Origin of the sequence: Methanocella sp. MCL-LM, assembly GCF_049676595.1 — an archaeon.
Taxonomy (GTDB): Archaea; Halobacteriota; Methanocellia; order Methanocellales; family Methanocellaceae; genus Methanocella_A.
Genome location: NZ_CP187259.1, coordinates 1,383,740 through 1,403,792 on the forward strand (window position 1 = coordinate 1,383,740; position 20,053 = coordinate 1,403,792).

The window sequence follows — 20,053 nt, forward strand, 5'->3', positions numbered from 1 at the left end:
CGATTCATTTAATATTTTAGTTATAAATATAAAAAAGTGTGCACCGGGGCTGCAGGGATTCGATGGTACTCGAGCCCCGGGCAATCTCGCCTTTACCGGAGCAGTCTCATCCCGTTGAGGATGACGATGATGGCGGCGCCGGTGTCCGCGAACACGGCCATCCACAGGTTGGAGAAGCCCGCCACGGTCAGCCCGATGAAGACAAGCTTGACCACCAGCGAGAAGGTCACGTTTTGCTTGATGACGCCCATCATCCTGCGGCCGAGCACCACGAGGAACGACAGCTTCGAGAGATCGTTGGACATCAGGGCGATGTCGGCGGTCTCGATGGCGGTGTCTGAGCCGGTGGCGCCCATCGCTATGCCGATGGAAGCCTCTGCAAGGGCGGGGGCATCGTTGACGCCGTCGCCGACCATGGCCACGTGCCCGTACTTTTGCTTGAGCCTCGTGATCTGGCCTACTTTGTCTTCGGGCAGCAACCCTGCATAGTATTCGTCCACCCCCGTCTGGCGGGCGATGGCGCTGGCTGCCTGCTCACCGTCTCCGGTGAGCATGACGAGGTGCTGGATTTTGGCGCTGTGCAGGGCATTAAGGGCTGCGGCACTTTCGCCTCTGACCCGGTCCATGATGGCGAAGACTGCTATGATGCCCTGCGGCCCGCCCAGGATGATCGGGGTCTTGCCCGCAGCCTCGAAGGCGGCGATAGTTTTCTGCACGTCTTCGCCGAGGCTGCCGTTGAACATTCGGGCACTGCCGATGCTGTATTTTACTCCGTTGACAGTCGCACGCACGCCGGCTCCGGGGACGGCCTCGAAGGTCTCCGCTTTTAACACGCTGTTCTTGCCGTTGGCCCGCATGATGGCGGCTGCCAGGGGGTGCTCCGACCGGTCCTCGATGGCGGCGGCGAGGTGAACCGCTTCATCCCTGGTGCAGCTGTAGGTGACTACGTCGGTGACTTCGGGCCGGCCCTCGGTCAGGGTACCCGTCTTGTCGAAGGCGATCGCGTTGATGCGGCTGCACTCTTCCAGGTATGTGCCGCCCTTGATGAGGACTCCGTGCCTGGATGCGTTGCCGATAGCGGCTACTATCGATACGGGGGTCGATATGACCAGCGCGCACGGGCAGGCGATGACCAGCAGGACCAGCGCCCGGTAGAACCAGGTTTCGAAGGGCATTCCAAAGAGCGGAGGAATCGCGGCGATTGCGACGGCGGCGGCGATGACCGCCGGAGTATAGTACTTCGCAAACCTGTCCACGAACTCTTGCGCCGGGGCTTTTCGGCCCTGCGCTTCCTCGACCAGGTGGATGATATGGGACAGTGTGTTGTCCTCAAAGGTCTTCGTCACCTCGACCTCAAGCGTACCCCGCTCGTTCATGGTTCCGGCGTAGACTGTACTGCCCTTCGCCTTCTCCACCGGGACTGACTCCCCGGTGATAGGCGCCTGGTTGACCGACGAGACGCCGTCGATGACCGTGCCGTCCATAGCGATACGCTCGCCCGGCCTGATCACTAAAACGTCGCCAGGCACGATCGACCGCACCGGGACCTTGCGCTCTTCTCCGTTCCGTAAGACTGAAGCTTCGGCCGGCGCGAGGTTGATCAGCGACTTGATCGAGTTTCTCGTCCTGTCTAAAGTATATGATTGTAGCGCGTAGCCCACCGAGAAGAGAAAGATGACTGCTGCGCCTTCCTCCCACTGGTTGATCAGGATGGCGCCGGCTACCGCGAGCGTCATCAGCAGGTTCATGTCCGGGGTGAGTGACTTTAGCGAGTACAGCGCGCTCCTGAAGATGTAGAAACCGCCGGTAATGATGGCGAAGGCAAAGCACAGCGTCGGCACATACCATGGCAGGCCGAGGAACGATGCAGCCATACCTGTACCGAGGCCTAAGCCCGAAACTGCAGCCGATATGATTCTCCTGTACTTCTTAAAGAAGCCGTCTTCCTGTCCGCCGTTGCCCTGCAGCCGGTAGGTATAGCCCATGCCCGAGATCGCTTTTCCGATCTCTGCTACCGGGGTAGCATGCTCCACAGTCAGGGTAGCACTGGAGAAGTTGAGCGCCGCCCTGGCTACTCCGGGCATCTCCGAGACGTACTTTTCCAGCTTGGCAGCGCAGTCGGCACAGTCCAGGCCTTCGACCTCAAAAGTATGGACTTCGATACCGTCGAGAGCTGCCTCGTACCCGCTCTTCTCGATGACACAGATCAGCTCCTCTATGCCGGTCGTGTGATCTACGGTCAGCACTCCGGCGTTGAAGTTCAGGCTCGCTTTCTCGACGCCCGGGACTGCCTCGACTGCCCTGACCAGCTTGGCGGCACAGTCCGTGCAGTCCAGGCCGCTTACCCTGATCCGGTCGTGGCGCAGGTCTTCTTTCCTGTGCACCTGCTCAGCCATGCAGCAGCTGCATGTTTCGGTCATGGTTTTTAGCTTCTCCATCAAATCACCCGTGGGCCACGTGCTCGACGCACAGATCAAACAACTGCTTGACATGGCCATCGTCTATCGAGTAGAATGTCGATCGGCCTTCCCTGCGCGCTTTCACTATGCGCAGCGTCCGCAGCGTGCCGAGCTGGTGAGAGATGGCCGACTGGGTCATGTCCAGCGCGGCGGCTATCTCCTGCACCTTCAGCTCCCGGTGCTCCAGGACGTCCAGGATGCGCAGCCGGGTCACATCGCCCAGCGCTTTGAAGATCTCAGCGGCGTCGGCGAGGCACCTGGCCTTTTGTTCATCCCGGCGCTGCGGGCCGATCAATTCATGGGAATGGTTGAACATATGAATGACTGTTCATATGAATTGATGTTATTTATACTTTCCGTAAAAACCGAAAAAAATTACGAAAAAGGGGGCGTCGGCAAGTATGACTCAAAAGCCCCGGCTGGGCAGGCGACTAAGCAGACGATCGCTGCGCTGTGCCAGGATCACAGATTGAAACAGATTGCACCGATTGCACAGATGGCTTCCGGATCGATAGTGATGGATGACTAATATTCTTAAAGTTGTATCTGTGTAATCCGTGCCATCTGTCGTAATCTGTGATCCTGGCACAGCGCAGCGTTCGTGTGCCTACTCCGGATAGCCTTAACACTCTACGACAGGCTTGCTTAGCTCTTCGAACCCGTAAATGTGGGTATAGACGTTCTTGCACTCGTCACTGCAGAAACCGGATGAGATTTCTCCATGCTCTTCGCTATATTTGCGTTCACACATCATACAACGCATAATCCAATCCCCGTTGTAAATGGGCTCTGGCATACATAAACAATTTGCTCTTTCCACGGGGCAAACATGATATACGGTTAATTATATATTCAGTTAGGCCGGCAAGCGAGATACACAATGTTTATATGTTACCGGCATAATTACTCTCGATAAAACGCAGAATACCGGAGACCGACTATGGTACTAGACAACCTCGGCACCTCGCTGAAGGACGCCCTCAAGAAGATCGCCAATTCCGGCAAGATCGACAAGGAAGTCATCGACGAAGTGGTCAAGGACATCCAGCGGGCCATGATTCAGGCCGATGTGAACGTGCGGTTAGTGATGAAGCTCTCCAGCCAGATCAAGAACAGGGCGCTCACCGAAGCCCCGCCGGCCGGCATGAACTCGAAGGAGCACGTGCTAAGGATAGTTTACACTGAGCTTGTCAACATCGTCGGCAAGGCCACTCCCGTGGCTTTACAGTCCCAGACGATCATGATGGTGGGCTTGCAGGGTTCCGGTAAGACGACAACGTCCGCCAAGATCGCCAGGTACTTCGCCCGCAAGGGCCTGAAGCCGGCAGTCATCTGCGCAGACACCTACAGGCCCGGTGCCTACGACCAGCTGAAGCAGCTGTGCGACAAGCTGGGAGTCGGCTTCTACGGGGAGGCCGGCAACAAGGATGCCGTCGCCATCGTCCGCAACGGGCTGAAAGAGATGGCGAAGTACGACATCAAGATCGTGGACACGGCAGGCCGGCACGCGCTGGAGACCGACCTCATCCAGGAAATGAAGGACATCTACGGGCTGACCAAGTTCGACCACAAGCTGCTGGTGCTCGATGCAGCCATCGGCCAGCAGGCCAGCGAACAGGCCAAAGCCTTCAACGACGCGATCGGCATCACCGGCGTAGTCATCACCAAGCTCGACGGTACCGCAAAAGGTGGCGGTGCGCTGTCGGCTGTATCTGATACTAATACCTCCATCGCCTTCATCGGTGTCGGCGAGACGCCGGACGACATGGAGAGGTTCGATCCCGACGGGTTCATCTCCCGGCTGCTCGGCATGGGCGACCTCAAGGCCCTCGTGGAAAGGGCCAACGAAGTCCTGCTGAAGGACGACGTCAACGTCGAGAAGATGATGCAGGGCAAGTTCACCCTGAACGACATGTACGACCAGCTCGAGGCTATCAACAAGATGGGTCCCCTCAAGCAGATCATGTCCATGCTTCCGTTAGGCGGCCTGGGTGGGAACATCACCGACGACATGTACAAGATGACCCAGGACAAGCTCAAGGGCTACAAGGTCATCATGGACTCCATGACCGCCGCAGAGCGCGACGATCCTAAATTAATAGGCAGCAGCCGCATCGTCAGGGTCGCCCACGGCTCCGGCAAGTCCGCCGACGAAGTCCGGGAACTGCTCAAGTACCACAAGATGATGCAGAAGGCCATGAAAGGCATGAAAGGCGGCGGCCCCGGCGGCAAGATGAACATGCAAAAAATGATGAAGCAGATGGGGATGAAGTAGCTACCCTGAACTATTCTTGCATCATCTTAACATCTGCATAACCAATTATTTTTAAATCACATCTTCGCGGGTCGACGTCCGACCCTTCGGGTCGGCCTACTCCGGTTTTTCAGGTGCTCCTATGTCCAGGCCGCGCTCGCACCCTCGTCGGTCCAGGCAGCTCGCACTTCGTTGCTCGCCCCCTGAACCTCCTTCGCAAGCGCTAAGCACCGCCACCTTCGGTAGGCGGTCATTGCCTGGCCATCTCCGCATCCGGCTGATGCCGGACAAGCCTGAAAAACCTCCGTCGACCGCTTTGGTTGCTGTTTTAGTTCTGTGCGCATTTTGTGAGCGGGCATCAAGTAGCTCTTACGAACGCCCTTGGCGCCATCCATCCACAATAATTAATACTCTTAAGCCTAACTATCCACCATGCGCAGGTTCGTCGTCGTGGGCCATAAGGCTGTCACTAACCCGAAATTTTCCTTGAACGATCTTCCCGGCGGAGCGGGCCGGATGGATATCATCGCCCGGTGCGTTAACGCATCGCTGTTTTTATCGCACGACCTGCGGAGGGATGTGGAGTTCTTTGCCGTGCTTCTCGGGGAGCCTGCTCCGCCAGTCACGATCAAGTTCAGCGGCGAGCACGTGCGGTATCTCAGCCCGGACGAGCGGAGCCCGGCGGCGCTGATCAAGAAGGCGCTGGAGAGGGGCATACCGCCGGAGGGCGAGGCTGAGGCGACGCCTGGCGTCTACATCTCTAAGAGGTCGTTCGCCGACGTGATCAGCGGCATGGATAACCTGGTCTACCTGCATGAGGATGGGGAAGACATCCGAAGCGTGGAGCTGACCGGGAACGAGACATTTGTGCTTAGCGATCACCAGAACCTGACTCCCGAGGAGGAGGCGGTGTTGGATGCTAAGGGCGCGAAGAAGGTCAGCCTTGGCAAGAAGCTGTACCACGCCGACCACTGCATCGTCATGGTGAACTGGGAGACCGACCGGCGCTGAGGCGCCGGAATATCCGGCCTGCACCTTTTCCTTTTTGGGCGATGTCGCCCGACCCCCAGAGTAAGAATTAACTACAAATCCAGCCTATTCTACACCGGTGGTTATTTGAGAAGCATCAGTCCTCACGATACCAGTTTCGACCCTGTGCGCCTTGAACCCGAGCCTGCGGTCTTAGATTATGCCGGCTTCCTGGTCCGCCTGGTCGCCTTTCTGATCGACTCTTTTGTCATGGGAATCATCGGCTTTGTCATCCTGATCCCGGCTATGATCATCTACCTGGCAGCGATCTTCATGAGCACCTCCGACGAGGCTAACATCATGATGCTCCTGATTGCCGTGCTTGTGATCTTCATCTCAGTACTGATCGAAGTCATCGTCTTCGTGGTCTACAACGCCTGGTTCGAGAGCTCCAAATACCAGGGCACGCCGGGTAAAATCCTGCTCAAGCTCAAAGTCGTCGATGAGCAGGGAAACCGTATCGGCTTCGTCACGGCAGCGCTCAGGTATATCCTCAAGACCGTGTTCGCCAACTTCTTCTACATCGGCTTCATCTTCATCCTGTTCAACGATAAGAAACAGGGGCTGTACGACTTGCTGTTGAAGACCTGCGTGGTCCAGGAAGAGTAATTTTCTATTTTTTACCTTAGCCCTCAAACGATAGCGGCACCCGGGCAGCTGTAAGTCCATCGAATGGTTTATTAAGCCAGGAATAAAAACTGCTTACAGGGTATTGACTTGAGTGGTAAACTGTTCATCTGTTGTTCTCTGATCGTAGTCGCAGGCTTACTCGTGAGCGGGTGCTGCGGCTGCTGCATTCCGACTGATCCGGGTACGCCGGATACTCCCGGAAACATCTATTCCGGTCCGGGAACCCGGACAGACATCGATAGCGACCTCGTCGGGGCATGGGGTGACTCGGGCACGATGGGTAGTCTTGTGGACTCTGCAGGCAACTATGTTGGCGCCGCATATTCGGGACAGGCCTACCGTTTCAACAGTGACGGCACTTACATGTACCGGATCATCGGCTCCGGCACGATCATCAAAGGCCTGGTCGAAGTCCACGGCAAATACCGGGTGAGCGGCGATCAGCTCTACCTGTACGATAATAAGGAAAGCTTCTACCCGTTTGCCGGCGAGAAAAGAGCGCCGACCAGGGACGAGCCCGGGCAAGACGAAACTTATAAGTACTGGTTCGAGGACGGGACAGAAACGCTGGCTTTGAGAAGTATAGATAGCGATTACGTAGAGCGCTTCCACCGAGCGGAATAAAATTAAAAGGCCTGCGGGCCTATTTTTTCTCTCCGCACCCGCAGGACGTTTCGCTCGCCCCTGATCCGCAGCAGCCACCGTCGCCGCAGACCTCCGGGCCTCCGGTGAGCGCAGCGTGGATCATGGCAGCAGCGCAGCCTACGCCGCTCTGGACCTTGATGGCGCCAGTCGGGCAGTTGAGCTGGCAGGCGCCGCATTCCATGCAGGCTTCCTTTCGCTCGAGCTTTGCCACGGCCTTCGCCTTCATCAGCAGGTTTGTGCTCTTGCGCTCTTCGTGCCCGAAGACCGCGTGCGGGCAGACGTTCCAGCACATGCCGCAGCCTACACACTTGTTCGGTAAGTACTCCAGCGTGTTTTCTTTGTAGGAGTTGAACATCAGATCACCTTCAGGAAATTAAGCGCTGCTACTGCGAGCTGGATGACCGTGCCGAGGCCTGCCATGATCGCCATTATTGGGATGTACCTGTAGATCTCCTTGCGGACGCCGGTGCGGGAAGGGAACGGTGTGGCGCCGGTGAAGTTCAGCGACAGGTACGCCGTGATAGGTGGCATGATCAGCGGGAAGGTCAGCATCCACAGTGCGGTCCATACGGTTACCTGGGGGTTGCTTAGGTATGTGTACCCGGCGAACGGGAGTGCCAGTATCAGTCCGAGGAACAGTCCCTTTGAGCTGTAGTCCTTAGTCGGCAAGTACGGGAGCAGTACCGGAAAGAGCACTACGCCTGCCAGCACTGCCGTTACCGCCGCGAGGGCGGAGACCAGGCCGCCGGTGAGGAAGCCGGCAATCGTAATCAGAATGGCCGGGATAACTGATGCCACCAGCTCTACGGGAATCAGCACAACTCGGTCGGCTACCGGGAACTTCACTCTGCGCATCTCCGGAGTGGCTTTACTTCCGGCTTGCAGGTAGTCTTTGATATCGGCTGCCCGTACCGGGCCGTACTCTACTTTGAAGCCGCTCCGCTTCGTCACCTCGAACGCGTTGACACCCGGGGCGCCAAGCTGCGGCAGGATCAGCTTTTTATGCGACACGACGTTAGCCAGCCCGGTGACAGCGATCCGGTTGACCAGCTCGTCGGTGCCGAAGGTGCCTTTGCCGGCAGCGCACCAGACGTTGATACCATAAGTGTTAATCACCAAAATGTAGCAGTCGATACCCTTCAGCGCGGAGCGCAGGGCGTCGAAGCTGAGCGTATAGTTTGCGGTCACGAACACAGGCGATTCCTTCTCTGGCCTGCCCAGCGCATACAGGCCGGGCTCTACCAGGTGCTGGTTACGCTTCCAGGACCAGCGTGCAAGGAAATGGTCAAATCGATTTTTCCAGGTTATGTCGCTGTCGATCGCAGCTACCATTGGTTTCACGAGCGATGCTTCCATGTCTAAACCCCCTACTCCGGGCCCAGTTCCTTCACCATCGGCCCAAGCATGTCCTTGACCATGCCTGCCAGATCGTCCGCCTTAACTAAGGACATGCAGCAGACTGCGCCGTCCTTCTCCCAGCTCACGATGGCCAGCTTGTCGCCGGGCTTGATGCCCGCCCGGTCTCTCAGGTCTTTGGGGAGCACCATCTGCCCCCGCTCGTCCACGCTGACCAGCGCTTCGACCTTCCAGGTCTGTAGCTGGGGTTTTGAGGGCGTATCACAGCAGCCTGGCTCCGGCGAGTTCTTCAGCTTCTTTACCATCTTATCACAATCCCCTCTACAACTGTATCCTATATAAGCATTCTGATTATTCTGAATATTCAGATTAGATTGATATTTCCTGGGCTAGTTTTACGTGGTCCAGCTCAGCAGGACATCTGCGTTTCGCTCCGGTGCTTTTCTGCCCTCGTTAGTCGGGTAGCCGAAGGCCAGCGTCGCCATCATCCCGTATCCAGCCGGGACTTTCAGCTCCTCTCTGGTTTTCCTGTCAGTCCCAAGCGGCGCTGCCAGGCCGATCCAGCAGCTGCCCAGCCCGAGGGAAGCCGCAGCCAGCATCATGTTCTCGGCTGCGCAGGCGCAGTCTTCCCTGATCAGGCGGCTTTTCGGGGCAAAGATAAAGACCAGCGCGGGCGCATGGTGGAACAGGTGGAGGCCTGGCGCTTTCATCATCTTCGCATACCGTGCGATGCCCGGTCCTCCCAGACCTGTGGCCGCGGCTACTTTTAAACCGATGTTCTGCTGCCACAGCTGCTTCGCCCGGTCTGCATACCTGTCAATATCTGCTTCCCCCGTCACCACGGCGAAACGCCACAGCTGCTGGTTCATGGCCGTAGGCGCAAATGTGCCGGCCTTGATGATCTCGAGCAGCACCTCGTCGGGCACAGGATCAGGCTTGTAGCTCCTGACGGATCGCCGGCTGTAGATATTCTCGAGTACCGGGTTTGAGAACTTTGCAGACGGGCGATCGCCGGCTGGCAGAGCAGGGATTACTCCTTCACTGGTTGTCATAATTACCAGTTGCTAAGTGTATCTACGGTCTATTTAACGTTTTTTGATTAAAATACGACGTTAAACATGCGTTTTAAAAATTTTATGACAAAATAATCTTTATTTCAAAAGTTGAGCGTATATCATGAACCCCAACATCGTAGCTCAGGCATACTTTTTCATGAACTCCTCCGGGGTGTAGACTTCATCGACCCACCCGAAGTGCTTCTTGTTGTTGGTGATCAATGGAATTTTCCGCTTGTATGCATAAGCGCCGATGGCATAGTCTACGGCGTGGGCCGACAGGTCGTACTTTATGAGCGCATTATTGGCCGCTATCAAGGCGAGCGACCTATCAAAGGGTACGATCTCGATATCCAGCCCTGCTAACGCACTGATAAAATTCGCCACAGATCCGTCCGCTCTCCTCATCTGGTAGTACGAAAGCTCCATGAACGCATGGGCGGGGAGATAGCCTTTTACATTTTTCTCTTCCATCCAGAGCAGGAACTCCGGGCCACTGCTGAAGACGTTCGTATCGAGGCAGACATCCATCTGTTTAGCCTTCCCTGAACATTCTGTCGAAGCCTTTCCTGAATTCTTTGTCAGTTTTATCCAGGTCCTTGAAGCCCTCTACCATCTCGTAGACGAGGTCCTTCAGGCTCTTGATGATGATCCTGTCATCTTCTTCGATGAAGACTACTTTATCACCTGGCTTTACTCCAAGCTTCTTTCGGACATCGCCTGGCAGAGTTATCTGATTTTGGCTCGATACTTTACTCGATACTGATTCCATTTATGATCACAATATTTTAAATGATACGTTCAATATTAAATGTTATTGTTGGCTCATTTAAATGGTTTCGGGAAAGGTTTAAAATGTGTAAGCACATCATTGAACCCGGCAATATGACAATTATAGAAACAGCGAAACGCATCCTCAAGGAAGGCCCGATCTGCGATGCCTGCATGGGGCGGCAGTTCGGCAAGCTTTCGACCGGGCTGACCAACGCCCAGAGGGGCAACGCTATCAAGCTGACCTTATCCATGGAAGCGGCTGCTAACGGCGATATGGAACTGCAGAAAGAGCTGGCTCCGACACTGCCCCAGGCGAGAAAACTGGCGGGCGGCGAGGAAGAGGAATGCTGGCTGTGCAGAGGCCTGTTCCAGCATCCCGAAAAGCTCAAAGAATACGCCGACAAGTGCGTCGAGGTCGTGAAAGGCTACGAGTACGACACGCTGCTGGTAGGTACGAAGGTACCCCCAATCATGTCAGAGAAGGAGGAAGTGCTCTGGGCTGAGTGCGGCATAGCCAACGCAGAGCCGCTGAAGTCGGAACTAAACCGGGAAGTCGGCAAGCTGGTCTCCCAGATGACCGGCAAGCAGGTCGACTTCAAGCGCCCCGACGTGCTTTTCACCATTTACCTCGCGGACGAGAAGGTTAAACTTCAGGTGCAATCCTTGTTCATCTACGGCCGGTATAACAAGTATGTCCGGGATATCCCCCAGACCAGGTGGCCTTGCCGGGAATGCGGCGGAAAGGGCTGCGAGCGGTGCAAGAACACTGGCAAGATGTATACTAACTCTGTAGAAGAGCTGATCAGCCACAAAGTCATCGAAGCCTTCAAAGCCCACGACGGAGTACTGCATGGCGCGGGCAGAGAAGATATCGATGCCATCATGGTGGGCGAGGGCAGGCCCTTTGTTATGGAGGTTATGGATCCTCACGTGAGGCGCACAGACCTGGCAGCGCTTAAGGAGCAGATCAATACTTATGCAGAGCCGAAGGTAAAAGTGTCTGACCTCGTATACGTGGCCAAGAATGCGGTCGAAGAGGTCAAGTCGCTCAAGGTCAACAAAGTATACAGGCTTAAAGTTATATACAATGAGGATATTTCAATAGAAACACTTAAATCTTCGTTAGCTACTCTATCTAACTCGGAGATACTTCAACGTACGCCTGAGCGGGTCGCACATCGACGTGCCGACCTCGACCGAACAAGGCACGTTTATAGTATCGACCTGGAAGAGCTGAACGCGGAGAAAAAGTACTTCGTGATCACTGTCCGCTGTGAAGGCGGGCTATATGTGAAAGAACTTGTTTCCGGTGATAACGGCAGGACGCGGCCTTCGCTGTCGGCGCTGCTCGGAACGCCGGTCAAAGTTCAGGAACTCGATGTCACAAAAGTTGAAGGAGGAATATCATGGCAAGATCACATGGCGAGAGATTAAAGACGAGGCACAAGTTTAACAAGGACCTCAGGGCAAGAGGCCTCTCCCCGGTCAGCAAGGCTGTACAGGACTTTGAGGTCGGACAGAAGGTCCACATCGATATCGACTCGAGCGTCCACAAGGGCATGCCTTACCGCAGGTTCCAGGGCCTCACAGGCGAGATCCTTGGCCAGGCGGGCCGCGCGTGGTTCGTCGGCATCAGTGACGGTGGCAAGAAGAAGACTGTCATTGCCCGGTCGCAGCACCTGAAGCCGCAGAAGAACAACGCATAAGCAGGGATCGTAATGATCATCAAGAAGGTAATAAGCGAAGAGTTGCTCACCCTCCCGGAAGTCAGGGACATGCTCAACCACATCAAGGATGAGCGTGAACAGGCCGGCGTAGAGCTCCGCTACGAACAGAAGCGGGCTGTGGAGCACGCCAACACGTTCTCCAAACTTGACGGCAAGGCTTCCAGGGACATGGTCAACGAGCTTCTTACCCTTGAGAAGATGAAGCTCGACATCGCGATCAAGATCGCAAGCCTGTGCCCCCGTACCAGGGATGAGCTCAGGTCTATTTATGCTAAGGAGCGTTTCACCCTGAGCGATGCCGAGCTGAAAGCCATCTTAGATATAGTAGCAAAATATATCTAAGCAATACTTTATTTTATCTTAGAGCAATATACGATTATACACATAGTACCAATCAGGGTGAACTATCGATGACCACGACCCACGCTATCGACATCAAAGAGCAATACGCATATGTTCTAGACTTGCCCGCTGGCCACGGAGATGACACCAGGCCAATCCACCTCAGGGAGCCGCTGGCTCAGTCCCTCGGCTCGGAGTACTTCATACTACTGGAGCTGGTCATGAAAGAGGGCTCGAAGGTGGAAATCGGGAGTAAGGTCTTTGTCGGCAAGGGAGAGCGTGACGTGGTCAAGCGGGTCGAAAAGCGGCTCAGGTACGAGGAGCTTACCCAGGGTGCCAAGATCGAACTCCCCTACATGATCGAGAAGATCGTGAAGGAGAACGAGGCCAAGTACCTGGAGTTCTTCAACATCGCCCAGCCGATCACCACTAGGCTCCACATGCTGGAGCTTCTCCCCGGCATCGGCAAGAAGATGATGTGGGCGCTGATCGACGAGCGCAAGAAAGGCAAATTCAAGAGCTTCAAGGAGCTGGAAGAGCGGGTCAAAGGCCTGCACCACCCCGACAAGCTCATCGCCCGCCGCATCGAGGAAGAGATCAAGGACGAGACCATCAAGTACAGAATGTACGCGAAGTAAGAGCTCGGGGATAACTATCTCACCGGCACGGATCGTGCCGGCCTCATAGATTTTTATGGAGCATAAAAATGGACCTCGCCCCTGACAAGCGTAAAGATCAGCACTTTCTTGTAGATCAGAACGTATTGCACAGGATAGTGGACGCTGCGTCTCTGTCCCCAGACGAAGATGTACTTGAAATCGGCGCCGGCCCCGGCAACCTCACCCGGCTGCTTGCGCAAAAATCGCATCACGTCTATACTATCGAAATGGACAGGCGCTTTGCAGAAGCGCTCGAGGCCGATTTTCGAGGCTCCAACGTCACCGTCCTCCAGGGCAACGCCCTGAAAGTGGATTTCCCCCGGTTCGATAAAGTAGTGGCTAATCTGCCCTACTCTATCTCTTCAGACGTCACCTTCAAACTTCTGCGTCGCCCTTTTAAGTTCGCCGTTCTGATGTACCAGCGGGAGTTTGCGCTGAGAATGGCGGCCAGGGCCGGGGAGGAAGACTATTCCCGGTTGTCTGTCACTGTGCAGCACTTCGCCGACGTGAAGCTGCTCTTCAACGTCTCCCGGCGGGCGTTTAACCCGCAGCCCGAGGTCGAGTCGACAGTGGTCAAGCTTACTCCCCGGCCTGCAGGCTATACCGTCGCAGATGAGGAGCTGTTCATGAAGCTGGTCACTGCGGCTTTCGCGGGCAGAAGGAAAAAGCTCCGGAAAGCCCTCTTGAACGGGGCGCACATGATGAGCCTGAAAGACCCGCAGGCTATTCTCTCTGCGCTACCTCCCGAAATTCTGGACCGGCGGGCGGAGCAGGTGTCCCCCGAAGAGTTCGCCTTACTGGCGAACGAGGTGGCGAGGCTGGTGAAGCATGACAGTTCGGATCTACCGGGATAAAGAGTTCGAGCTGCTGGAAGGCGTCTACGATCCCGGCGATGACTCTTTCCTGCTGGTCGAGGCGGCGCTCAAAGATATCCGGCCCGGCGAAAAGGTGCTCGAAGTGGGCACAGGCTCCGGCGTCGTCTCGTTTTTCGTCAAAGAGGTCACCGATGTCATAGCCACGGACATCAATCCCATCGCCTGCCAGAACGCCCGCCTCAACGGGGTCGAAGTCGTGAGGACCGACCTGTTCAGCGGCATCTGCGGCCAGTTCGACGTCATCATCTTCAACCCGCCATACCTGCCGACTTCCGAGGACGAAAGGCTGGACGCCTGGCTCAACCGGGCGTTCGACGGAGGCCCGGACGGGAGGGACGTCATCAGGCAGTTTCTGGCCGGGGTCAAACGGATCCTGCCGATCGGGGGCCGGGTGCTGACAGTGTTCTCATCCCTGACCGACATCGATGCCGTAGCTGAACTGTACCGGCAGCACGGCTTTTCTGTGGAAACAGTTGCCAGGGAAAAGGTGCCCTTCGAGGTGCTGGTAGTGTTTAAATGTATCCGGCTATCCTGATAATTCCATATTAGAAAATTGATTTTTAGTAGAAAACGGTTAAATTTGGGGCCGTTGATTTATTATTCTACGATAACCGTCGATATCCTGCCGCATTCCCGGCGGATGCCGGAGTAATCAGAGTTTACTGCGAGCGGGAGGGGGTATCTGTCCCTGAGAATGAAGACGGTTGATCCACGAGGGATACGATGCGTTTAAAACTATCCTGTACTGCAGTCCTGTGTACAATAATGCTGACTGTTTTGATGATCGCTGCGACAGCCCAGGTCGCAATGGCTATGGGGGTTGCACCTCCCCCATCTGATCCCACACCCGAACCGACGCCCGAACCTGGGCCGGGACCTGCACCTTCGACAGATCCTACCCCTGAGCCTGCTCAGCCTTCCGGGCCTTCCGGGCCCTCCGGGAGCTTCGATATGAGTCAGTTCTACGTCCGGCCGACGCCTACTCCGACGCCGGAGCCGACCGTCACTCCGACGCCTACCCCGGCTCCTACCGCTACTCCGGAGCCCACGGTTGAGCCAACCCCGGAGGCAACCGCAACGCCTGCCCCGTCTCCGACTCCCGAGGCCGGTTCATGGTGGTCTAACTACTGGTACTGGATCGTGCTTCTGGTACTGATCATCATCGCCGTTGCAGCAGCGTATTACTACATGAACACTAAAAAGTAGGCACGGGGGAAAATACCCCGTCATTTTTCTTCGGGCACTTAAAACTTGCTCAACTTTTGTAAAACGTTCTCGATCAAGGGCCTTATTTGTCCCTCGTAGCCGTCGGGCGATAGCCGGAAGTACAGGCTTCTCAAAAACATCTTCACGTTGTTCCGCAGATAATCGTCCTCAGGGTGCGAGCCGCTCTTCAGGATCTCTCCGAACATCTCCAGCCATCCGACGATCGCCTGCTTGTCCAGAATTCTTCTACCCAGGATGCCGACCACTGCCCTGGCCAGTCTTTCGTCTTCCCTGTGAATGTAGATGTAGCTGTTGATGACCACTTTTTCGCTGACGGAGTGCAGGATGTCCAGCAGGTCGCGGCTGTCCGTAAACTCCTCGCACTTCCCCAGCTCGCCAAAAACGTCGGCCGCATGTGCCGTGGAGTGGGCCCAGCCCTTTTCTCCGACGTAGCCTCTGACATCCTTTTCCTCTGCCATGTACCGGACCATTTTAGCCTTGACCTCCCGGAGGTCTGCCAGAGTCAGGAATGTGTTCCTCCTGTGGGCGTCGATGATCAGCGCCACGACCAGCAGCGAGAATGTCCTGGTAAAAACCGAGTCTGTCCCTTCTTCTCCGATCCTGTAAAAGGCGTGCGAGTCGTCCAGGCAGGTGTTCAGCAGGTGTTTCAGCTCTCCCGGAGAAAATTTATCAGCCTCTATCCACCCGGCGAACGTCTCATAGATGAGATCGTCCCGCAGTACCGGGTCTGTCGAGCCGATGTTTTCCAGCATCCCGGGGACGAGGCCGAAATCGGCCGTGTCATGGTCAGGACAATTTCTTATGTTTATCAGCTTCTCTTTCAGCGTATGCAGGGTTGGGGTCATCTCTATTCACCTGTCATACTGCCGTGGAGATGTTAAGTATTACGGAGCTGCCGAAAGTAAGCGTCTATTCTTAAGACTGGTAGCACTGGTATGTTGATTTTGTGATTGATAGAATGACAAAACGAACATTCGACCGCCGGGTAGTGGCCGCTTTATCTTCTCCTGCTGTGACATGAGCATAAATCGCCCGACTGCCATCTGGGCTATCGAGGCATCATTCATGAGGCACATCATACTGGATATCAGATCTGCCGCTTACCACTTCGCCGGCAGGCTTCTGGAACCGCTACTGCAGGCCATACGGGGCATCCGTAAAACAAAACTGGCGGCTACCGGAAAATCGGCCAGGCAGCTGGAAGCCGAGAAGCAGGCCCGGGCTGATCATGCCAGGCACCTCGGAGAAGCATCGTCGGCAATCCTGCCTACTCAATTCTTCCGCTAATTTTTTAGAGACTGTACGTTCTGCACTTGCTGCAGCGATCATCCTTCATACGACTTTGTCCTTCCCGGAAGCCTTATCCCGGATCTGTTGATCCAGCCACGTATCGAACCGGTAGACTTTATAAACCAGTATTGGGACTACCTTCTCGAAGTACCCTTCCTTCTGCAAGGCATCCTGGAGCTCTTTCAGCTCCGCCGTCGTTTTCGTCCAGACGTCTATGGTTATGTCATTAGGTAGCGTGCTGGATGATCCTCTGCTCCACCAGGTTCTGGACTCGCTTGTGGGCGGAGTTCGCAGAGACGCCGAGCTTGTCTGCGAGCTCCCGGTATGTGACCCTGGAGTTTGGGACGAGTTCCTGGATTATCCTGAGGTCAATATTGTCCATGGTCGGGCTGCACCGTATCAATAATCGATATGCTGCTATATAATTGCTTACACAGGTCCGGCTAAGCCCTCCTTACAGGGGGTATCTGGTATGTCCCGTCCAGTACCTGCGATCCAGGCTCGTACATCCGCAGGATCAGGTAGAAGTTCCCTTCAGGCGCCGGGAGCCAGTTGGATTCCTTCCCTTCGGGGATCTCTTTCTGGATGTATATGTCCAGCGATCCGTCCGGATTATACTTTAGGCCGGGCGTCTGGTCGCCGATCGAGTACCGGTAATACGGGTTGGATGCCAGCATGTACGTCGATGCGTTGTATGCCGACAGAGACCAGAAGGCGTCGACAGGGGGCAGGTTGCCGCTGCCGAAGCGGATGACGTATCTGTCGGCTCCGTTTAACGGTGCTCCCTCGATACTGGTCATTGCTCTGGCATACACCGCTTCTTCGGGGACGTTTGCCCCAAGGCCGCCCGCTGCTACTGCCGCCCTTGTCAGGTAATCGCTGCCGTAGTTACCTGTCTTTGTGTTCATCAGCCAGGTATTGCCTCCTTTGCCGCTCTGGTTTGCCCATGCTTCCCCGACAATCCGATCTCCCTCCACGATCGCCCGTGCCAGCCCGTCGCCTATCTCGGGGTTCAGCCCTGTTCCGTACGGGGACTGGGCTTGCATCAGGCCTATCCGGCTGAAGTTGGCCATCAGGGTTTCCTCGCCTGGCGGTGGCGGGTTGTTCAGCATCGCGACCCGGAGTTCTTCGAAGAACCTCAGCCTCTCCTGCACGTTAGGGGAAGGCGTATACTGCTTGTAGTCGGCCAGGGTCAGGTTCTGAGCCGGCGTCGTCTGGTTTCTGAGCCGGCTCAGTGGCGTCAGCGTAAACTGGCTCTGGAGGGCCGTGGCGTTCGACAGGTCGTCGTAGCCGTTCACCAGTATTCTGCCGATAATCCAGACCGTGTTGGTCGGGGACTCGATGACGGTCAGGTTTGCGGGGAGGCTGCCGTTCCATCTGGGCCCGACTATGGCGAAACTACCCTCTCCAGTGCCGGTAGTCCGCCGGCCGACGCTGGCGAAATTATTCGTATAGGCATCGAGCATCTGCATGACGTAATATCGATCGCCGGTGTCCGGAACCTGGAGAATGACCGGCTCTTTACCCAGCTCCAGCCAGGCGGTGGAATACAGGGTATCCGCATTGGGTGTGACGACATCCGTATCCTCCGGCGTCGCCAGCCTCGTGATGTGCCCGAACTGGTTGACAGGGGCGTGGCCAGGGCCCGGGGTTGTGGTGAATTGCTCCTCTGTCCGCTGCATGATGACTGGGGCCAGCCCATAGACATAAGCCTGCAGTCCGATCGAGTACGACTGGTTTTCCAGCGACCTTCCGGGATCGCCGGGCGTGGCAAATATTGCCGGACCTCCGTTAGACGCCGTGACTGTCGCCGCCATCGGGTATGGCAGCGCCATCGTAAGTACGAGTAAAATACAGGCAATCTTTGCCGCCGACACCGGGCCCTGGGGGCGATGCTCTCTGCTAGTGACATTTCTCATGGCCAATCCATCCCTGTGAACGTAAGGCGGTTATAGTTATATATTTATTTCAGAATTATATGGTGGTCTCTAATATGGCTTCATATCCTTACCTGTATGGCCGACTGCCTGATTGAACCGTCCATTTTCCCTTGTTTTCATGCTACTGGTACTGGCAACTATTATTTAATCGAGGGTCGAAACACTCTATAAGCGAGGAAAGCCACCGATGGTTGAATATGTCACTGCCGAAGAGATGCGGGCGCTCGAAGCGAACGCAGACTACTATGGAGTCAGCTACGGCACGCTTATGGAGAACGCGGGCAGAAAGGTCGCCGAGGTTTTGCGGGCTCTCTACGGCTGCAAGAGGGTACTGGTTGTATGCGGCAAGGGTAACAACGGCGGTGACGGTTTTGTCGCTGCAAGATATCTATCCATGGCCGGCTGCCCGGTGTCAGTCATCCTGCTGGGCAGAGCTTCCGACGTGAGGAAAGGTCCTGCTGCCGAGAACCTGTTCAAGCTGCGCATGGCTAAAGTCGACGTCATCGACATCGAGGCGGCGGAGATGCTCACGAGGGAACTGTTCGAGACCTGCGACATCATCATCGATGCTATCCTCGGTACCGGGAGCTCCGGCATGCCCCGGGGGCTGGCGGCCCGGGCCATCAGCCTGATCAACAACAGCCCTGCCATCAAAGTATCAGTCGACACTCCCAGCGGCCTGGACCGCCACACCGGGGAGTGCCCCATGTGCATCAAGCCGGACCTCGTCGTCACCTTCCACGCCATGAAAAAAGGGCTGGAGCGGTACAATACCGAAGTTGTGGACATCGGCATACCTGAAAAGGCAAGAGAGTACGCCGGTCCCGGGGATCTGCAGCAGGTCAAAGCCCGGGGAGACTTCGAGCACAAAGGGCAGAGCGGCCGGGTGCTTATTGTCGGCGGGGGCCCCTATGTCGGAGCTCCCACGCTGGCGGCAATGGCTGCGCTGCGCACAGGCGCCGACATCGTAACCATAGCGGCTCCCCAGCGTGCCGCTGACCTCATAGCCTCCTATTCACCGAACCTGATCACCTATCCGCTTTCGGATAGACACCTTATAGTAGGTGCAGATGTAGACCTGCTCAAACAGCAGATCAAGCGGCATGACGTCGTTGTCATCGGCATGGGCGCCGGGCATGACCCTGAGACGCTCAGAGCTCTCGAGGAGATCGTGAGGCTGTGCGACAAAACGGTCCTCGACGCCGACGCCCTTCAGCCGGGCATGCCGCTCAAGGGCATCGTCACCCCTCACCACGGCGAGTTCAGGAGGATCAGCGGCGTCGAAGTAACGGGCGACGGCCGGGAAGAGGCCATGCAGTTTTCTCAGTCGAAAGGTCTGGTCACTCTTCTCAAGGGCCGGACAGACGTGATCACCGACGGCAAGCAGCTGAAGCTCAACAGCACCGGCAACCCGGGAATGACTGTCGGAGGTACGGGCGATGTCCTCGCAGGCATTACCGGAGCCCTGTACTGCGTGAACCCTGCGTTCGAGGCGGCCACCGCCGCAGCCTTCGTCAGCGGGGCCGCGGGCGACATGGCTTTCAGGGAAAAGGGCTACGGGCTGCTGGCTACCGACGTCGTCCACTGCATCCCTTATGTAATGAAAGAGTACCGGCAGCGGCGGGAGTAATGTCCTCCGTGCCCTTAGTGTTTAGCACAGCGCAGCGTTCAATTGCTCGTACACCGCAACTCTGGCTGAAGATCTGCCGAAGATGGTTTTTATCACAGTAAAGCTAAATTAACTGTAGCGTATATATGCAGGCTGTAATCTTTTGGTTCAGGAGCCACCGC

The 20,053-nt window shown here is 56.1% G+C and carries 27 protein-coding genes; 14 read left to right on the forward strand and 13 right to left on the reverse strand.

Going from position 1 to position 20,053, the window contains the following annotated elements; all coding sequences use genetic code 11:
• Positions 1 to 92: 92 nt before the first annotated feature.
• Positions 93 to 2,438: a heavy metal translocating P-type ATPase gene (locus ACPLPM_RS06900; RefSeq protein ID WP_424359506.1), complete on the reverse strand. Its 2,346-nt coding sequence runs from the start codon at positions 2,436 to 2,438 to the stop codon at positions 93 to 95.
• Positions 2,439 to 2,442: 4 nt separating this feature from the next.
• On the reverse strand, positions 2,443 to 2,775 hold the full coding sequence (locus ACPLPM_RS06905) for an ArsR/SmtB family transcription factor (protein WP_424359507.1): 333 nt from the start codon (positions 2,773 to 2,775) through the stop codon (positions 2,443 to 2,445).
• Here ACPLPM_RS06905 and ACPLPM_RS06910 point away from each other — a divergent pair.
• Positions 2,758 to 2,988 (forward strand): hypothetical protein, encoded by a 231-nt coding sequence (locus ACPLPM_RS06910; RefSeq protein ID WP_424359508.1) that lies wholly within the window; start codon positions 2,758 to 2,760, stop codon positions 2,986 to 2,988. The two genes, ACPLPM_RS06905 and ACPLPM_RS06910, sit on opposite strands and share 18 nt — an antisense overlap.
• A gap of 93 nt (positions 2,989 to 3,081) precedes the next feature.
• Here ACPLPM_RS06910 and ACPLPM_RS06915 read toward each other — a convergent pair whose 3' ends face one another.
• Complete coding sequence (locus tag ACPLPM_RS06915) at positions 3,082 to 3,213, reverse strand: hypothetical protein (protein ID WP_424359509.1); 132 nt, start codon at positions 3,211 to 3,213, stop codon at positions 3,082 to 3,084.
• Positions 3,214 to 3,399: 186 nt separating this feature from the next.
• Between ACPLPM_RS06915 and ACPLPM_RS06920 the strand changes: the two genes are divergently transcribed.
• The 4 genes from ACPLPM_RS06920 (at position 3,400) to ACPLPM_RS06935 (ending at position 6,996) form a co-directional block, all read left to right on the forward strand.
• On the forward strand, positions 3,400 to 4,734 hold the full coding sequence (locus tag ACPLPM_RS06920) for a signal recognition particle protein Srp54 (RefSeq protein ID WP_424359510.1): 1,335 nt from the start codon (positions 3,400 to 3,402) through the stop codon (positions 4,732 to 4,734).
• A 411-nt stretch (positions 4,735 to 5,145) separates the two neighbouring features.
• Positions 5,146 to 5,724 carry a tRNA (pseudouridine(54)-N(1))-methyltransferase TrmY gene (trmY, locus tag ACPLPM_RS06925; protein ID WP_424359511.1) on the forward strand — a complete coding sequence of 193 codons (579 nt, stop codon included), beginning with the start codon at positions 5,146 to 5,148 and terminating at the stop codon, positions 5,722 to 5,724.
• A gap of 105 nt (positions 5,725 to 5,829) precedes the next feature.
• Entirely contained in the window at positions 5,830 to 6,351 is a 522-nt protein-coding gene (locus ACPLPM_RS06930) for an RDD family protein (protein ID WP_424359512.1), read from the forward strand.
• A gap of 108 nt (positions 6,352 to 6,459) precedes the next feature.
• Complete coding sequence (locus ACPLPM_RS06935; RefSeq protein WP_424359513.1) at positions 6,460 to 6,996, forward strand: hypothetical protein; 537 nt, start codon at positions 6,460 to 6,462, stop codon at positions 6,994 to 6,996.
• Between the two features lie 19 nt (positions 6,997 to 7,015).
• Here ACPLPM_RS06935 and hgcB read toward each other — a convergent pair whose 3' ends face one another.
• The 6 genes from hgcB to ACPLPM_RS06965 form a co-directional block, all read right to left on the reverse strand.
• Positions 7,016 to 7,372, reverse strand: coding sequence for a mercury methylation ferredoxin HgcB (gene hgcB, locus ACPLPM_RS06940; protein WP_424359514.1), 357 nt, complete (start codon positions 7,370 to 7,372; stop codon positions 7,016 to 7,018).
• Positions 7,372 to 8,373, reverse strand: coding sequence for a mercury methylation corrinoid protein HgcA (gene hgcA, locus ACPLPM_RS06945; RefSeq protein ID WP_424359515.1), 1,002 nt, complete (start codon positions 8,371 to 8,373; stop codon positions 7,372 to 7,374). Before hgcA ends, hgcB begins: the two co-directional genes overlap by 1 nt.
• Before the next feature lie 11 nt (positions 8,374 to 8,384).
• Positions 8,385 to 8,678 carry an HgcAB-associated protein HgcC gene (gene hgcC / locus ACPLPM_RS06950; RefSeq protein ID WP_424359516.1) on the reverse strand — a complete coding sequence of 98 codons (294 nt, stop codon included), beginning with the start codon at positions 8,676 to 8,678 and terminating at the stop codon, positions 8,385 to 8,387.
• A gap of 90 nt (positions 8,679 to 8,768) precedes the next feature.
• On the reverse strand, positions 8,769 to 9,425 hold the full coding sequence (locus tag ACPLPM_RS06955; RefSeq protein WP_424359517.1) for a nitroreductase family protein: 657 nt from the start codon (positions 9,423 to 9,425) through the stop codon (positions 8,769 to 8,771).
• A gap of 144 nt (positions 9,426 to 9,569) precedes the next feature.
• Entirely contained in the window at positions 9,570 to 9,959 is a 390-nt protein-coding gene (locus tag ACPLPM_RS06960) for a type II toxin-antitoxin system VapC family toxin (protein ID WP_424359518.1), read from the reverse strand.
• A 4-nt stretch (positions 9,960 to 9,963) separates the two neighbouring features.
• A complete protein-coding gene (locus ACPLPM_RS06965; RefSeq protein WP_424359519.1) occupies positions 9,964 to 10,200 on the reverse strand; it encodes an AbrB/MazE/SpoVT family DNA-binding domain-containing protein in 237 nt (78 codons plus the stop codon).
• Between the two features lie 113 nt (positions 10,201 to 10,313).
• On the opposite strand from ACPLPM_RS06965, the gene ACPLPM_RS06970 reads away from it, so the two are divergent.
• From ACPLPM_RS06970 to ACPLPM_RS07000, 7 genes are all read left to right on the forward strand, one after another.
• The gene (locus tag ACPLPM_RS06970) at positions 10,314 to 11,636 is read left to right on the forward strand and encodes a tRNA pseudouridine(54/55) synthase Pus10 (protein ID WP_424359520.1); all 1,323 of its coding nucleotides are present in this window, start codon (positions 10,314 to 10,316) and stop codon (positions 11,634 to 11,636) included.
• Positions 11,609 to 11,908 carry a 50S ribosomal protein L21e gene (locus ACPLPM_RS06975; protein ID WP_424359521.1) on the forward strand — a complete coding sequence of 100 codons (300 nt, stop codon included), beginning with the start codon at positions 11,609 to 11,611 and terminating at the stop codon, positions 11,906 to 11,908. Before ACPLPM_RS06970 ends, ACPLPM_RS06975 begins: the two co-directional genes overlap by 28 nt.
• 12 nt (positions 11,909 to 11,920) lie before the next feature.
• Positions 11,921 to 12,271 carry an RNA polymerase Rpb4 family protein gene (locus ACPLPM_RS06980; protein ID WP_424359522.1) on the forward strand — a complete coding sequence of 117 codons (351 nt, stop codon included), beginning with the start codon at positions 11,921 to 11,923 and terminating at the stop codon, positions 12,269 to 12,271.
• Positions 12,272 to 12,339: 68 nt separating this feature from the next.
• Positions 12,340 to 12,909, forward strand: coding sequence for a DUF655 domain-containing protein (locus tag ACPLPM_RS06985; RefSeq protein WP_424359523.1), 570 nt, complete (start codon positions 12,340 to 12,342; stop codon positions 12,907 to 12,909).
• Positions 12,910 to 12,977: 68 nt separating this feature from the next.
• Positions 12,978 to 13,784: a 16S rRNA (adenine(1518)-N(6)/adenine(1519)-N(6))-dimethyltransferase RsmA gene (gene rsmA, locus ACPLPM_RS06990; RefSeq protein WP_424359524.1), complete on the forward strand. Its 807-nt coding sequence runs from the start codon at positions 12,978 to 12,980 to the stop codon at positions 13,782 to 13,784.
• Entirely contained in the window at positions 13,759 to 14,340 is a 582-nt protein-coding gene (locus ACPLPM_RS06995; protein WP_424359525.1) for a HemK2/MTQ2 family protein methyltransferase, read from the forward strand. The genes rsmA and ACPLPM_RS06995 overlap by 26 nt, the downstream gene beginning before the upstream one ends.
• A gap of 416 nt (positions 14,341 to 14,756) precedes the next feature.
• A complete protein-coding gene (locus ACPLPM_RS07000; protein WP_424359526.1) occupies positions 14,757 to 15,011 on the forward strand; it encodes a hypothetical protein in 255 nt (84 codons plus the stop codon).
• A 38-nt stretch (positions 15,012 to 15,049) separates the two neighbouring features.
• Here the strand turns inward: ACPLPM_RS07000 and ACPLPM_RS07005 are convergent, their stop codons facing one another.
• The gene (locus ACPLPM_RS07005) at positions 15,050 to 15,877 is read right to left on the reverse strand and encodes a DUF2785 domain-containing protein (protein ID WP_424359527.1); all 828 of its coding nucleotides are present in this window, start codon (positions 15,875 to 15,877) and stop codon (positions 15,050 to 15,052) included.
• A gap of 172 nt (positions 15,878 to 16,049) precedes the next feature.
• Here ACPLPM_RS07005 and ACPLPM_RS07010 point away from each other — a divergent pair, with 172 nt between their 5' ends.
• A complete protein-coding gene (locus ACPLPM_RS07010) occupies positions 16,050 to 16,319 on the forward strand; it encodes a hypothetical protein (RefSeq protein ID WP_424359528.1) in 270 nt (89 codons plus the stop codon).
• A gap of 45 nt (positions 16,320 to 16,364) precedes the next feature.
• Here the strand turns inward: ACPLPM_RS07010 and ACPLPM_RS07015 are convergent, their stop codons facing one another.
• From ACPLPM_RS07015 to ACPLPM_RS07025, 3 genes are all read right to left on the reverse strand, one after another.
• Complete coding sequence (locus ACPLPM_RS07015) at positions 16,365 to 16,487, reverse strand: hypothetical protein (RefSeq protein WP_424359529.1); 123 nt, start codon at positions 16,485 to 16,487, stop codon at positions 16,365 to 16,367.
• A 61-nt stretch (positions 16,488 to 16,548) separates the two neighbouring features.
• Entirely contained in the window at positions 16,549 to 16,704 is a 156-nt protein-coding gene (locus tag ACPLPM_RS07020) for an AsnC family transcriptional regulator (RefSeq protein ID WP_424359530.1), read from the reverse strand.
• Between the two features lie 61 nt (positions 16,705 to 16,765).
• The gene (locus ACPLPM_RS07025) at positions 16,766 to 18,241 is read right to left on the reverse strand and encodes a DUF1254 domain-containing protein (protein ID WP_424359531.1); all 1,476 of its coding nucleotides are present in this window, start codon (positions 18,239 to 18,241) and stop codon (positions 16,766 to 16,768) included.
• 208 nt (positions 18,242 to 18,449) lie between these two features.
• Here ACPLPM_RS07025 and ACPLPM_RS07030 point away from each other — a divergent pair, with 208 nt between their 5' ends.
• Entirely contained in the window at positions 18,450 to 19,892 is a 1,443-nt protein-coding gene (locus ACPLPM_RS07030) for an NAD(P)H-hydrate dehydratase (RefSeq protein WP_424359532.1), read from the forward strand.
• Positions 19,893 to 20,053 lie beyond the last annotated feature (161 nt).

Bases quoted from the DNA above. Each gene is read 5' to 3' on its own strand.
- ACPLPM_RS06995 (WP_424359525.1), top strand. From the start codon at position 13,759: ATGACAGTTCGGATCTACCGGGATAAAGAGTTCGAGCTGCTGGAAGGC.
- ACPLPM_RS06900 (WP_424359506.1), bottom strand. From the start codon at position 2,438: ATGGAGAAGCTAAAAACCATGACCGAAACATGCAGCTGCTGCATGGCT.
- hgcC (WP_424359516.1), bottom strand. From the start codon at position 8,678: ATGGTAAAGAAGCTGAAGAACTCGCCGGAGCCAGGCTGCTGTGATACG.
- ACPLPM_RS06985 (WP_424359523.1), top strand. From the start codon at position 12,340: ATGACCACGACCCACGCTATCGACATCAAAGAGCAATACGCATATGTT.
- ACPLPM_RS06905 (WP_424359507.1), bottom strand. From the start codon at position 2,775: ATGTTCAACCATTCCCATGAATTGATCGGCCCGCAGCGCCGGGATGAA.
- ACPLPM_RS06980 (WP_424359522.1), top strand. From the start codon at position 11,921: ATGATCATCAAGAAGGTAATAAGCGAAGAGTTGCTCACCCTCCCGGAA.
- ACPLPM_RS06910 (WP_424359508.1), top strand. From the start codon at position 2,758: ATGGGAATGGTTGAACATATGAATGACTGTTCATATGAATTGATGTTA.
- ACPLPM_RS07020 (WP_424359530.1), bottom strand. From the start codon at position 16,704: ATGGACAATATTGACCTCAGGATAATCCAGGAACTCGTCCCAAACTCC.
- ACPLPM_RS06970 (WP_424359520.1), top strand. From the start codon at position 10,314: ATGACAATTATAGAAACAGCGAAACGCATCCTCAAGGAAGGCCCGATC.
- hgcA (WP_424359515.1), bottom strand. From the start codon at position 8,373: ATGGAAGCATCGCTCGTGAAACCAATGGTAGCTGCGATCGACAGCGAC.
- ACPLPM_RS07025 (WP_424359531.1), bottom strand. From the start codon at position 18,241: ATGAGAAATGTCACTAGCAGAGAGCATCGCCCCCAGGGCCCGGTGTCG.
- hgcB (WP_424359514.1), bottom strand. From the start codon at position 7,372: ATGTTCAACTCCTACAAAGAAAACACGCTGGAGTACTTACCGAACAAG.
- trmY (WP_424359511.1), top strand. From the start codon at position 5,146: ATGCGCAGGTTCGTCGTCGTGGGCCATAAGGCTGTCACTAACCCGAAA.
- ACPLPM_RS06920 (WP_424359510.1), top strand. From the start codon at position 3,400: ATGGTACTAGACAACCTCGGCACCTCGCTGAAGGACGCCCTCAAGAAG.
- rsmA (WP_424359524.1), top strand. From the start codon at position 12,978: ATGGACCTCGCCCCTGACAAGCGTAAAGATCAGCACTTTCTTGTAGAT.
- ACPLPM_RS06955 (WP_424359517.1), bottom strand. From the start codon at position 9,425: ATGACAACCAGTGAAGGAGTAATCCCTGCTCTGCCAGCCGGCGATCGC.
- ACPLPM_RS07000 (WP_424359526.1), top strand. From the start codon at position 14,757: ATGAGTCAGTTCTACGTCCGGCCGACGCCTACTCCGACGCCGGAGCCG.
- ACPLPM_RS06960 (WP_424359518.1), bottom strand. From the start codon at position 9,959: ATGGATGTCTGCCTCGATACGAACGTCTTCAGCAGTGGCCCGGAGTTC.
- ACPLPM_RS07010 (WP_424359528.1), top strand. From the start codon at position 16,050: ATGAGCATAAATCGCCCGACTGCCATCTGGGCTATCGAGGCATCATTC.
- ACPLPM_RS06965 (WP_424359519.1), bottom strand. From the start codon at position 10,200: ATGGAATCAGTATCGAGTAAAGTATCGAGCCAAAATCAGATAACTCTG.
- ACPLPM_RS06915 (WP_424359509.1), bottom strand. From the start codon at position 3,213: ATGATGTGTGAACGCAAATATAGCGAAGAGCATGGAGAAATCTCATCC.
- ACPLPM_RS07030 (WP_424359532.1), top strand. From the start codon at position 18,450: ATGGTTGAATATGTCACTGCCGAAGAGATGCGGGCGCTCGAAGCGAAC.
- ACPLPM_RS07005 (WP_424359527.1), bottom strand. From the start codon at position 15,877: ATGACCCCAACCCTGCATACGCTGAAAGAGAAGCTGATAAACATAAGA.
- ACPLPM_RS06975 (WP_424359521.1), top strand. From the start codon at position 11,609: ATGGCAAGATCACATGGCGAGAGATTAAAGACGAGGCACAAGTTTAAC.